Origin of the sequence: Brenneria sp. L3-3C-1, assembly GCF_016456245.1 — a bacterium.
GTDB lineage: Bacteria > Pseudomonadota > Gammaproteobacteria > Enterobacterales > Enterobacteriaceae > Brenneria.
This window is the reverse complement of sequence record NZ_JAEMHF010000003.1, coordinates 88,608-101,816: the sequence shown is the minus strand read 5'-3', so window position 1 is coordinate 101,816 and position 13,209 is coordinate 88,608. Positions and strand designations below refer to the sequence as shown.

Below are 13,209 nucleotides of genomic sequence, written 5' to 3'. Positions count from 1 at the left end.
GTAAAATCGATAAGGTGTAAGACGGAATTAAACCACCGCCATACCCGCATCGAATCCTTCTTTTATTGCCACCATGGCATTACTGGTTTTTACCGCGCCGCCGATTACCACCACATTATTGCTGGTTTGATTAAGATGTTTCGCTAATTCATTAACCGGAACATAACCTAATGCCAGAACGACGGTATCGGCTTCAATAGAAACTTGTCCTTGTTGATTTTCAACAATGACATGCGTGTCGGTAATTTCCGCCACTTTGGTATTTAGATATTGTTTTACGTTGAATTCATTCAGTATATTTATAACGTGTAATTTACTGACGCCATCAAGCTCCTGCAATATCTGGTCGCGCATTTCTATAACGGTCACATTTTTTTGTTGCATGGCAAGATGCGCGGCGGTTTCACCGCCCACTTCGCCACCGCCGGCAATAACAATATTATTTCCTGTTATTACCTTACCCAACAAAACATCTTCCGCAAAAACAACATGAGGGAGATTAACGCCTTTAATCGGCGGCATAGCCGGTTTCCCGCCGGTGGCAATAATAACGGTGTCTGGTTTTTCCTGCCGGATAATGTCTTCGGTCAGTTCGGTGCCGCATTTTATGTCGATATTCAGTTTTTCCAATTCCTGAATAGCCCATGCGGTGTAGGTTGCCAATTCACCTTTGCCGGGAGGGAACGCGGCGGAAAGGAATTGCCCGCCTAACTGATTTCTTTTTTCAAACAATGTCACGCGATGCCCGCGTAGCGCCGCGGCGCGGGCGGCTTCCATCCCGCCCGGCCCGCCGCCGGCGACAAAAACGGTTTTGGGCGTTGAGGTTTTTGTGTAGTCCAGCACGCCTTCCCGTCCCAGGGTCGGGTTGACCAGACACTCTAGCGGCCCGCCCACATACAGACTGCCGGTACAGCCCTGCATACACCCGATGCAGTAGCGGATTGAGGTTAATTCTCCGGCTTTGGCTTTGTTGGGTAAATGGGGATCGGCCAGCGAGCCTCTGCCCATACCGATAAAATCGGCTTTGCCCATCGACAGAATGCTATCCGCCATCCTTGGGTCGTTAATGCGGTTGGCGGTAATCACCGGGATATTCACCAGTTTCTTTATCTCTTCCGCAAACGGCACGGTCCAGGCATGGCCTACATACATCGGGGAAACCGTGCCGAATTTATTATGATCGCCATAGGCGCCGACGGAAACATCCAGCGCATCAACGCCCCATTCTTCAAACAACTGAGCCAGCACGCGGGATTCGGAAATGTCCCGGCCGCCGACAAAACCTTCATACGCCGAGAAGCGGACCATCACCGGAAAGTCCGGCCCGACATTGCTGCGCACTTCCTGATAGATTTCTTTCAAAAACCGCACCCGGTTGTCCAGACAGCCGCCGTATTTATCGACGCGTTTATTGACATAGGGAGAGAGGAACTCGGCGATTAAATAACCGTGACCCGCATGAATCTCTACGCCGTCAAAACCCGCCTGTTTGACTCTTTTCGCACAGTTGCCGAAATCCTTAACCAGATTCTGAATATCCTCAATCGACAACTCACGCGGCATTTCTCTCAGCCACGGGCAGGGAATGGGCGACGGCGCCATGGGTTGAACCCCGCCGTTGACTTTACCGTTGCTTTGTCTGCCCGCATGATAAATTTGGGCAAAGATTTTACTGTCGTAGCGATGAATGGTATCCGTCAGTTTTTTATGGCTGGCGATTTGTTCGTCATTCCATAAACCGGCGATATACTGATAGCCCATCGCATGTTCATTGACCGCGTAATCTTCGGTGATAATTAACCCCCAGCCGCCTTTTGCCTTTTCCTCATGATAGGCAATGTATCGATCGGAAGAGGTGCCGTCGGTGTTACAATAATTTGCTACCATTGCGGTTACAACAAGCCGGTTAGGAATAACGCATTGGTTTATTCTTTTAGGCTCAAATAATTTTTTATACATGATAATGTATCCTATGTTTTTTGTGATTTTATATTTAATAATAAACACAGGCTCAGTATAGCGACTTATTGTTAATTTATTTTGTGATTTGAATCATGGAACATATTTTATGTTGTTGCTATTTAATTAGGGTTTGTTGATAAAATGTAGAAGCAAGGGCGAACATTTCGTTTACAATGGATTAACTTGCAATCAAGTTGCAACTTTTCATTATAATATCGACGATAAATAAATTTAAACGCGATATGTTCTACTTATCTCTTTTGATACCGTTCGACTATTTAATATTATTCCTTTATCGGGTCGTGAGATAATAAAATAAAACGTTATTTTATAAAAAATATATTAGATTATTTATTATATTCCATTATTCACCGAGGGTTCGGTCAGCGGTTTTTTCGGGCGCGGATCGATATGAAACCACGGCAGGCAAAGCTGGATCAGCGGGCCAATCGCCAGCGCATAAAGCACGGTGCCGACGCCGAGTGTGCCGCCCATCATCCAGCCCGCCAGCAGTACGGTGACTTCAATCGCGGTACGCACGCTACGCACCGACCAGCCGGTGCGGGCATGAATTCCGGTCATTAACCCGTCGCGCGGCCCGGCGCCAAAACCCGCGCCGATGTACATGCCGGTCGCCAACGCGTTGATTACTACGGCGGCAATCAACAGTGCGCCGCGCGCCATCAGCGATTCAAGAGGCGGCATCAAAGCCAGCGCGGCATCCACCGCCAGACCCAGCACAATCACGTTACTGACGGTTCCCAGTCCGGGACGCAGACGCAGCGGGATCCACAGCAGCAGCACCAATGCGCCAACGACGATTATCACCATACCAATAGTCAGAGAAAAGATCCGCGCCACGCCCAGGTGAAACACGTCCCACGGATCGACGCCGAGATTGGCGTGCACAAACATTGCCGTGGATACGCCGTATAACGCCAGTCCGATATAAAGTTGCAGCAAGCGACGCGCCATCATGATCTTCACCTTAATACATTCATCGTGGCTATACCTTCTCGCAAAATGGATTTAGTATTAAGGTCCAGTTTTTATAAAGTGGACTGATATGGCACAGCGCAGAACCGGTACGGCCTCGTTGATTAAGCTTCTTGGACACTGGCGCCAGGATTTACCGCGCATGCCGGTTTATCGTCAGTTGGCGGATGGCCTGCGATTGTTGATTCTGGACGGTCGTCTGCCGCTGGACAGCCGGCTGCCGGGGGAGCGCGAACTGGCGACGGCACTGGGCATTAGCCGTACCACGGTGGCCGCCGCGCTGGCGCGACTGCGTGACGAGGGTTATCTGCTCAGTCGTCACGGTTCCGGCTCGGTAACGCTACTGCCGGACGGCGGCAATGCCTCCTCCCCTTTACCGGGTGCGGCTCCGACGCTCGATCTCTCCATCGCCGCCCTGACGGCGGGCCCGGAGATCCATCAGGCCTATGCCCGCGCGCTGATCGCTCTGCCGGAGCACCTCGGCGCCACCGGATACGATCAACTGGGCCTGCCTGAGCTGCGTGCGATCATTGCCCGCCACTACGCCGGCCGCGGGCTGCCGACCACGGCGGATCAGATAATGGTGGTGAACGGCGCGGTCAGCGGATTCGGTCTGATCCTGCGGTTGCTTACCGGCCCCGGCGATCGTGTGGTTATCGACCATCCGACTTACCCGATGGCGCTGGCGGCAATCAACGGCGCTTCGTGTCGCCCGGTGCCCGTCAGTCTGCCGGAAAACGGCTGGGACACCGATGGACTGGCGGCGACCATTGCCCAGACTTCCCCTCGTTTGGCTTACCTGCTTCCTGATTTTCATAACCCGACCGGGCGCTGTATGGATGCCGGAACGCGTGCGGCGGTAGCCGGGATTGCGGCCCGAACCCGCACAACGATTGTGGTGGATGAAACCATGGTGAATTTATGGTTCGACGCGCCGCCGCCGCCGCCGCTGGCGGCCTTTGATAAGGCGGACAGAGTGATTACGCTTGGTTCCGCGGGAAAAAGTTTTTGGGGAGGGTTGCGGCTTGGCTGGATCCGCGCGTCGTCGCGCACCATCGCCGCGTTGATGCAGGTACGCGCCACGTTGGATTTAGGGAGTCCGGTGCTGGAACAACTTGCGGCCATCAGCCTGTTTAATGACGCCGATAATTTTCTGCCGCGGCGCCGGGAAACGCTGCGCCGGCAGCGGGATATCAGCAGCGCGGCGATAAAACAGTTATTTCCCGACTGGCGGATAACCGAGCCGGCCGGCGGCTTATCCTGGTGGATCGAACTGCCAAAACCGCTGGCAAGCGTATTCGCCGCCAGCGCCGAGTCCATCGGCATCCGTATCGGCGCAGGCCCGCGATTTGGCATCGAAGGGGCATTTGAACGGTATCTAAGGCTACCGTTTACGTTGGAACCCGCACAGATGCGTATTGCGCTCGAACGGCTCCAGCCGCTCTGGGAAAACCTGGCGCAAACCAGAAGCTACGGCGGGCGGGGGATGGTGGTTTAACCCTGCTCGCCTGGTTTATCCGACACATTTTTAAAGATTTTTATTGCCATAAAAAACAGTTGATTAACCGCAAAATACGTTTTTTTCTTGCAGAGTTTCCTGTGGCTGCCAAGGTTAAATATATACGTGATGCACGTCACAATTAACAAATGCAGCACAAACAGGAGGCAACGTGGAACGCTTTAAGAATAAAGTTGTGGTTATCACCGGTGCGGGTTCAGGCATTGGCGCCGGAACGGCCCGGCGTTTTGCCCGCGAAGGAGCAAGCGTTGTTCTGGTCGGCCGTACCCAGGAAAAACTGGAAAAAACCGCGGCATCGTTAGCGTCGGGAAAACATTTGATTGCGGCTTGCGATGTCTCTGAGGCCAGCGAAGTCGAAGCCCTGGCCCGGCGCGTAGCGGACGAGTACGGCCGGGTCGACGTGCTGGTTAACAATGCCGGGATGATCGTCCAGGGGCGCGTACATGAACTGACGCTGGATGACTGGCATAAATTGATGGGCACCGACCTGCACGGCGTATTTTATTGCCTGCATTATTTCATGCCGGCCCTGCTCAACACCAAAGGCAGCGTGATTAATATCTCGTCGGTTTCCGGTCTTGGCGGCGACTGGGGCATGAGCAGCTATAACGCCGCGAAAGGGGCGATTACGAATTTCACGCGAGCGGTCGCCATGGACTATGCCGCAGACGGCGTGCGCGTCAATGCGATCTGCCCGGGCTTTATCCTGACGGAACTTACCGAAGACACGGAGCAGGATAAAGCGCTGCTGGAAAAATTCTATGAGCGTATCCCGATGCAGCGGGCGGGCGAACCTGAGGACATTGCGGATGTCATTGCCTTTCTTGCCAGCGATGACGCGCGTTATATCACCGGCGCGAATCTTCCTGTCGACGGCGGGTTAACGGCCTCTAACGGCCAGCCTAAGCAGGCATAAAACGCATCGGCCGTCGATAATCCGTAAATAAAACCTTGCCGCGCTGTGCGTCATCGCCACAGCGCGTTTCTGTTCCTTTCTTTTTGCCCGCACGGGCGCCAACATGCACCAAAACGGATCGGTTCTGCACGATTTTTGCGCTTTTATACCTGATTTTTGACGCTTAATGACCGCGAATGCCGCCTGACGGCCGCTCTGCCGGCCGGATAAAACCTGGCACGCACCCTGCATTTGTTATCCATATAACAGCATTTTAATTAATGACAGAAAGATAACATTGGGGCGGGAAATGACGGAAACGACAGCGTTAGTTGCCAGGATTGAAGCCAGCTTTAGCCAGCAAACGCCCAGCGGAAAACGTATCGCTGGCTGGCTGCTGACGCATATTGCCCAGATCCCGTTTGAGACCGCGGACAGCATCGCCAAAGCAACCGGAACGACGGGGATTACCGTTGGCCGCTACCTGCGCAGACTGGGCTATCGCAATCTGGAAGATGTCAAAAGCAGCCTGCGTCATACGTCGGACATGCCCTATAAACCCTGGGGCGTGATTGACCGCCTCGATTCATGGCAACAACAGCACGCGTTGCCTGAGCGTTTTTCCCAGTCGCTCCAGCTTGAACTGGAGGCCATCACTCAGGTTTATCAACTGGCGCAGAGCGAAACCTTTGCGCGGGTGAGCCGGCAACTGGCCGAAGCGGAAGCGGTGTTTATTTTAGGCATTCAGTCCACGCGCGGTATCGCCAACGCTTTTTTCAGCCATCTGGAATATCTGCGTCCCCGCGTCAGCTATGTCGACGGCCTGTCGGGCACCTGGGTCGAGTCGCTCAACTCCGAGTTTGCCCGCCCTTACCTGGTGGTCACCGACACCCGGGCGTATTCCGCCGTCGCCCGCCAGTATTGCCGGGCGGCCAGCGAGCGCAACCTGCCGCTGGCGCTGGTCACCGATATCTGGTGCCCGTGGGCGCGTGACTATCCGCTGGATTTGCTGCAAGTGCATACCGATACCGGTCATTTTTGGGATTCGCTGGCGCCGCTCAGTTGCCTGTTCAACCTGCTGCTTTCCGCGGTGGTGGAACGGCTCGGCGAGCGTTTGGCGCCCCGTCTGGCGCTAAACCGCCAACTGCAACAGGAGTTTGGACAATTTGAACGCTAAACAAGGTCTGTTATATGAATCAAGAAATTGAATTGGTTGATGTTTATTCCGCGTTGCCGCAGGTGGGCATCGACATGAAATATGCGACGCCGGATAACATTACCGGCCAGACCATATACAGCGAAAATCGTTGCCTACTGCATCCTGACGCCGCCGGCGCTCTGCGGCGCAGTGTGGAAATCGCCGCGCTGGCGGGCGTCAGGCTGCTGGTTTACGACGCTTATCGTCCAAAGAAAGCGCAAGAGTATCTGTGGCTGGCCTGCCCGGATCCGCGGTATGTGGTGGAAGTCTCGCAGGGTTCCAATCACAGCCGCGGCACCGCGGTTGACGTCACGCTTTTCGACGAAAACGGCCGGCTGCTGGATATGGGCACCGAATTTGATGAGATGCATGAGCGCTCGCATCCTTATCACCCCAGCGTGCCGCCTGCGGCGCAGCGCAATCGCCTGTTGCTGAACGCCATCATGTTTGGCGGCGGCTTTGTCGGCATCGCCAGCGAATGGTGGCACTTTGAACTGCCCGGCTCCACGGCCTACCCGCTGTTAAGCGATCGTTTTAGCTGTATCGCACCGCGAAACGTAACCACCCCCAACTTACTATGAAACCAGGAGTACGGCCATGAAGATGACTACCACCGCAGTTTCGTTGTTTCGACCGGCGTTGATCGCCGCGGCCATTGCCATGATCGTCACGCCGGCACTGGCGGCGGTGCCGAAGGATATGCTGGTGATCGGCAAAGCCGCCGACCCGCAGACGCTCGATCCGGCGGTCACCATTGATAATAATGACTGGACGGTCACTTACCCCGTCTATCAACGCCTGGTGCAGTATAAAACGGAAAACGGCAAAGGCTCCACGGAGGTGGAAGGCGATTTGGCCGCAAGCTGGCAGGCTTCCGACGATGGGAAAGTCTGGACCTTTAAACTGAAAAACGATGCCAAATTTTCTGATGGCGCACCGGTCACCGCCGAGGCGGTCAAGTTCTCGTTCGAGCGCTTGCTGAAGATCGGGCAGGGGCCGTCGGAAGCCTATCCAAAAGATCTCAACGTCGAGGTGGTTGACCCCTACACGGTGCGTTTCACGCTCAGTACGCCGTTTGCCCCTTTCCTCTATACGCTGGCCAATGCGGGGGCGGCGATCGTTAACCCCGCGGTGATGAAAGAGCATGGCGGCGATGACGCCAGAGGCTGGCTGGCGGAGAACACGGCGGGTTCCGGCCCTTACCTGTTGCAACGCTGGCAGAAAGGGCAGCAGTTGGTGCTGGTGCCCAATCCGCACTATAGCGGCGCGAAACCGGCCTTTAAACGCGTCTCGGTGAAAATAATCGGCGAGAGCGCGACGCGTCGCTTACAGCTTTCCCGCGGCGACATTGATATTGCGGAGTCGCTGCCCGTCGATCAAATGGCGGCGTTGAAACAGGAGGGGAAAGTCGCCACTGATGAATATCCGTCGCTGCGCGTGACGTATCTCTATCTCAACAACGGCAAGGCGCCGTTAAACCAGGCGGATCTGCGGCGCGCCATCTCCTGGTCGACCGATTACGCGGGCATGGTAAACGGTATTCTCGGCGGGAACGGCAAGCAGATGCGCGGCCCGATCCCGGAAGGGCTGTGGGGGTACGATCCGCAAGCCATGCAGTACAGCCGGGATCCCGCCAAAGCGAAAGCGGCTTACGACAAGCTCGCCGTTAAGCCGCAAGGCCTGACGTTTCTTTATTCGGACAGCGATCCCAACTGGGAACCGATCGCCATTTCCACCCAGGCGAATCTGAATACGCTGGGGATTAACGTCAAGCTGGAAAAACTGGCTAACGCCACCATGCGCGACCGCGTCGGGAAAGGGGATTACGACATCGCCATCGGCAACTGGAGCCCCGACTTCGCCGATCCCTATATGTTCATGAACTACTGGTTCGAGTCGGATAAGAAAGGCTTGCCGGGAAACCGTTCCTTCTATGACAACCAAACCGTCGACGATTTGCTCAAGCAAGCCGTGGCGACGTCGGATCAGGCCGAGCGTACCAACGCTTACCAGGCGGCGCAGAAGATCGTCATTGATGAAGCCGCCTATGTTTATCTGTTCCAGAAAAACTATCAGGTCGCCATGAACAAGGAAGTGAAAGGCTTTGTTTTCAACCCGATGCTGGAGCAGGTGTTTAACGTGGCGACCATGAGCAAATAACAACAGGCACCGCTTTTATTTCGGGGTCAGGCCGCTGGCCCTATTCTTTGACTGGGGGCTTTAACATGACCTTCTGGAGTGTTTTACGGCAGCGCTGTTGGGGTCTAATACTCGTGGTGGCGGGGGTTTGCGTCATCACCTTTATTATTTCCCACCTGATCCCCGGCGATCCGGCGCGGTTGCTGGCCGGCGATCGCGCCAGCGACGCCATGGTCGAGCATATTCGCCGACAGCTGGGCCTGGATCAACCGCTGTACGTTCAGTTTTCCCGTTACGTTAGCGACTTACTGCATGGCGATCTGGGAACGTCCATTCGCACCGGCCGTCCGGTGCTGGAAGATTTGCGCACTTTCTTTCCCGCCACGCTGGAACTGGCCTTTTTCGCTCTGCTGCTGGCGCTGATGCTGGGCGTGCCGCTTGGCGTGCTGTCCGCGGTGTATCGCGATCGCTGGCTCGATCACCTGGTGCGCTTATTGGCGATAACCGGTATCTCAACCCCGGCGTTCTGGCTGGGATTAGGCGTGATTGTCCTGTTTTACGGGCACCTTAACTGGCTGCCCGGCGGCGCCCGTCTCGATGACTGGATCGATCCGCCGACGCGGGTCACCGGTTTTTATACCATCGACTCGCTGCTGGCCGGCAACGGGGAGGCTTTCTGGAATAGTCTGCAACATTTGATTTTGCCCGCGATAACGCTGGCGTTTGTGCACCTGGGCATCGTGGCGCGTCAAATTCGCTCCGCCATGCTTGAGCAACTCAGTGAAGATTATATTCGCACCGCGCGCGCCAGTGGTTTACCGGCCTGGCGCGTCATCCTGGGCTATGCGTTGCCCAATGCGCTGATCCCGTTGATTACCGTACTGGGGCTGGCGTTGGGCGATCTGCTGTATGGCGCGGTGCTGACGGAAACCGTTTTCTCCTGGCCCGGCATGGGCGCTTATGTGGTCTCGTCGATTCAGGCGCTGGATTTCCCGGCGGTGATGGGCTTTGCGGTGGTGGTTTCGCTGGCGTATGTGGTGGTCAATCTGGTGGTGGATCTGCTCTATTTATGGATCGACCCCCGCATCGGGCGTGGAGGGACTGAATGATGATGTTAAGCAACGAGGCCGCGGCGCCGCGCCAAAGCGAACGGCGACAACGCTGGGGCAAACGCGCCTGGATGCTGAAGAGCAGCCCTCTGACGCTGATCGGCGGCGTCATTATGCTGATCATGCTGCTGTTGATGATCTTTTCGCCCTGGTTGACGCCGCAGGATCCCAATGCCATCGATCTGGCCGCCCGTTTGCAGCCGCCCTCGGCGCAACACTGGTTTGGCACGGACGAGGTGGGGCGCGATCTTTTTAGCCGCGTGCTGGTCGGCAGCCAGCAATCGGTGGCCGCCGGTCTGGCGGTGGTGCTGTTTTCCGGCATTATTGGCTCCCTGTTGGGCTGTTTTTCCGGCGTAGTGGGCGGTTGGGCCGATGCGTTGATTATGCGCATCATGGATATCATGCTGTCGATCCCCTCGCTGGTGTTGACCATGGCGCTGGCGGCCGCGCTGGGGCCGAGTCTGTTTAACGCCATGCTGGCTATCGCCATTGTGCGCATTCCCTTTTATGTCCGTCTGGCGCGCGGCCAGACGCTGGTGGTGCGGCAGTTGGCCTATGTACAGGCGGCAAGAATTTTCGGCGCCACGCGCTGGCATCTGATTAGCTGGCACGTGCTGCGTAACGCGCTGCCGCCGCTGATTGTGCAGGCGTCGCTGGATATCGGCACCGCCATATTGATGGCCGCCACGCTGGGGTTTATCGGCCTCGGCGCGCAACAGCCGACGGCGGAGTGGGGGGCGATGGTGGCAAACGGCCGTAACTATGTGCTCGATCAGTGGTGGTATTGCACCTTCCCCGGGATGGCGATCTTGATTACCGCCGTCGGATTTAATCTGTTCGGCGATGGCCTGCGCGACCTGCTCGATCCGAAAAGCGGAGGACGCAACTGATGCACGATGACGTTCTGAATATCGATAATCTACAACTGAGTTTCCCGGTATATAACGGCGAGGTTCGCGCGCTCAATCAGGTCTCGCTGTATGTCAAACGTGGCGAAATTGTCGGCGTGGTCGGCGAATCCGGTTCGGGCAAGTCGGTGACCGCCATGCTGGCTATGCGCCTGTTGCCGGCCGGCAGCTATCGCATCAACGGCGGCGGTCTTACCGTGCTCGGTCAGGATGTGCTGAATGCCAGCGAGAAACAGATGCGGCGGCTGCGCGGCGCGCAAGTGGCGATGATCTTTCAGGAGCCGATGACGGCGCTGAATCCCACGCGGCGTATCGGGCAGCAGATGACCGATGTGATCCGCCAGCACCAGCCGATTTCCCGCCGGGCGGCGGTGCAGAAAGCCATCGCGTTGCTCAATGAAATGCAGATTTCCGATGCGGCGCGGGTGATGGAGCGCTATCCGTTTGAATTGTCCGGCGGCATGCGTCAGCGGGTGATTATCGCGCTGGCTTTCTCCTGCGATCCGGCGCTGATTATTGCCGATGAGCCGACGACGGCGCTGGATGTGACCGTACAGCGGCAGGTGTTGCGTCTGCTACAGCAGAAGGCGCGCGCCCGCGGTACGGCGGTATTGTTTATCAGCCACGATATGGCGGTGGTGTCTCAGCTTTGCGATCGTCTGTATGTGATGTACGCCGGCGCGGTGATCGAAAGCGGCGCCACGCGGGATGTGATTGCCCGCCCCGTCCATCCTTATTCCATCGGTTTGTTGCGCTGCGCGCCGGAAGACGCGCCGCCTCGCGCGGTGTTGCCCGCCATTCCGGGCACGGTGCCCAATCTGGCGTCGCTGCCGGCGGGCTGCGCTTTCCGCGAACGCTGCTTTGCCGCCGACGCGCGCTGTCGGCAACAGCCGGTATTAACATCCTGCGGCGCCGGCGAACAACGCGCCGCCTGCTGGCATCCGCAACGGGAGGCTGAACATGTCTGATATTTTGCTTGAACTACGGGATGTGCATGTCAATTTTCCCGCCCGGAAAAACTGGCGTGGAAAAGTCACCGAACAGGTCCATGCGTTAAATGGCCTGGATTTGCAAATTGTCCGCGGGGAAACCCTGGGTATCGTCGGTGAGTCCGGCTGCGGCAAGAGCACGCTGGCCCAGTTATTGATGGGTATGTTGCCCCCCGCCGCGGGCGAGTGTTTTCGAGCCCGCAGCCCGACCTCATGGCTTGGCAGCGGGATGCAAATGGTGTTTCAGGATCCGCTGTCGTCACTGGATCCGCGTTTACCCGTCTGGCGTATTATTACCGAGCCGGTCTGGTTGCAGAAGCACAACGGTGAACGTGAGCGTCGTGCGTTAGCGGCGGAGCTGGCGGAACTGGTCGGTATTCGCCCGGAATATCTGGATCGGCTGCCCCATGCTTTTTCCGGGGGCCAGCGCCAGCGTATCTCAATCGCCCGTGCGCTCTCTTCGCAGCCCGATATTATTGTGCTCGATGAACCCACGTCGGCGCTGGATATTTCCGTGCAGGCGCAAATTCTCAATTTGCTGGTGAAACTGCAACGGCAGCGCCAACTGACCTATGTGCTGATTTCACACAACGTGTCGGTGGTGCGCCATATGAGCGACCGTGTCGCGGTGATGTATCTTGGGCAAATCGTCGAGCTGGGCGGCGCTCAACAGGTGCTGACCGCGCCGAAACATCCTTATACCCGGCTGTTGTTGGATTCCGTGCCGCGCGTGGATCGGTCGCTGGATGGAGAGATAGAGGATCGTAAGGGCGAATTGCCGGGCAACCGCGTGTTGCCGCGGGGCTGTTTTTTCCGCGAGCGCTGCCCGCAGGCCGCCGCAGGCTGCGAGCGGCCGCAACCGATGTCGCCCACGGTACAACATGTGGACGTTCGCTGCTGGCGCGCCGACTGACGAGCAGCCGATGACTTATGGATGCATGGTTCCTGCCGGCGCAGGAACCATAACCTGTTATCCGGGGTAATTATTGCTGAGCGATAGAGTATTTATTTAACCTTGAAAGGGACGTAGCCAGGATTGATATCATCGGAATGTTTAATACCCCATTCGATGAAAAAATCAAAAAAGCGACAATGGCATCGCGATGGTTGCGAATAATAGATCTTTTATTTTTTGACGAAACTTTTGCAAGAAGAGGATAAAAAAATGCCGTGAAATAAAGATAAAGACCTTATTTTCATGGTGATTAACGCCGACAACTCAATTCTTATGTATTAACGCTATTCTCATTCCCCATCATTTTCCTGCCCGTTGATATCAAACGTAAACCTGAGCCCATTTTCTGGCTTGTGCGGGCGATATCCCCTATTCTGAGACGCGTTATCACGGGGGCAAACCGATACGGGCGGATAGCTTAGGATTAAGACGAAATCCTGTGGCGACAGGACGAAAACAGCACGGGAGCTCCGGCAAGCTGTCTTATACTGGCGGGGTTTCGCCTTATGGCAGGTTTGGTTTTTTTAGACAACTACAGC

General features: G+C 56.1%; 11 protein-coding genes. 9 read left to right on the top strand and 2 right to left on the bottom strand.

Going from position 1 to position 13,209, the window contains the following annotated elements:
- Positions 1 to 27: 27 nt before the first annotated feature.
- Positions 28 to 1,959: an FAD-dependent oxidoreductase gene (locus JG725_RS09755; protein WP_199377794.1), complete on the bottom strand. Its 1,932-nt coding sequence runs from the start codon at positions 1,957 to 1,959 to the stop codon at positions 28 to 30.
- A gap of 357 nt (positions 1,960 to 2,316) precedes the next feature.
- A complete protein-coding gene (locus JG725_RS09750) occupies positions 2,317 to 2,937 on the bottom strand; it encodes a YitT family protein (RefSeq protein WP_172290658.1) in 621 nt (206 codons plus the stop codon).
- Positions 2,938 to 3,028: 91 nt separating this feature from the next.
- Between JG725_RS09750 and JG725_RS09745 the strand changes: the two genes are divergently transcribed.
- From JG725_RS09745 to JG725_RS09705, 9 genes are all read left to right on the top strand, one after another.
- A complete protein-coding gene (locus JG725_RS09745) occupies positions 3,029 to 4,456 on the top strand; it encodes a PLP-dependent aminotransferase family protein (RefSeq protein ID WP_172290516.1) in 1,428 nt (475 codons plus the stop codon).
- 172 nt (positions 4,457 to 4,628) lie between these two features.
- Positions 4,629 to 5,393 (top strand): SDR family NAD(P)-dependent oxidoreductase, encoded by a 765-nt coding sequence (locus tag JG725_RS09740; protein ID WP_172290515.1) that lies wholly within the window; start codon positions 4,629 to 4,631, stop codon positions 5,391 to 5,393.
- Positions 5,394 to 5,682: 289 nt separating this feature from the next.
- On the top strand, positions 5,683 to 6,549 hold the full coding sequence (locus JG725_RS09735) for a MurR/RpiR family transcriptional regulator (RefSeq protein WP_172290514.1): 867 nt from the start codon (positions 5,683 to 5,685) through the stop codon (positions 6,547 to 6,549).
- A 14-nt stretch (positions 6,550 to 6,563) separates the two neighbouring features.
- Positions 6,564 to 7,151 carry a D-alanyl-D-alanine dipeptidase gene (gene ddpX, locus JG725_RS09730; protein WP_172290513.1) on the top strand — a complete coding sequence of 196 codons (588 nt, stop codon included), beginning with the start codon at positions 6,564 to 6,566 and terminating at the stop codon, positions 7,149 to 7,151.
- 22 nt (positions 7,152 to 7,173) lie between these two features.
- A complete protein-coding gene (locus tag JG725_RS09725) occupies positions 7,174 to 8,730 on the top strand; it encodes an ABC transporter substrate-binding protein (RefSeq protein ID WP_370541639.1) in 1,557 nt (518 codons plus the stop codon).
- A 65-nt stretch (positions 8,731 to 8,795) separates the two neighbouring features.
- Positions 8,796 to 9,818, top strand: a complete 1,023-nt coding sequence (locus tag JG725_RS09720; RefSeq protein WP_199377792.1) for an ABC transporter permease — start codon at positions 8,796 to 8,798, stop codon at positions 9,816 to 9,818.
- Positions 9,819 to 9,820: 2 nt separating this feature from the next.
- Positions 9,821 to 10,708, top strand: coding sequence for a D,D-dipeptide ABC transporter permease (ddpC, locus tag JG725_RS09715; RefSeq protein WP_370541638.1), 888 nt, complete (start codon positions 9,821 to 9,823; stop codon positions 10,706 to 10,708).
- The gene (locus JG725_RS09710; RefSeq protein ID WP_172290510.1) at positions 10,708 to 11,694 is read left to right on the top strand and encodes an ABC transporter ATP-binding protein; all 987 of its coding nucleotides are present in this window, start codon (positions 10,708 to 10,710) and stop codon (positions 11,692 to 11,694) included. The genes ddpC and JG725_RS09710 overlap by 1 nt, the downstream gene beginning before the upstream one ends.
- Entirely contained in the window at positions 11,687 to 12,628 is a 942-nt protein-coding gene (locus JG725_RS09705) for an ABC transporter ATP-binding protein (RefSeq protein ID WP_172290509.1), read from the top strand. Before JG725_RS09710 ends, JG725_RS09705 begins: the two co-directional genes overlap by 8 nt.
- The last annotated feature ends 581 nt before the right edge of the window (positions 12,629 to 13,209 follow it).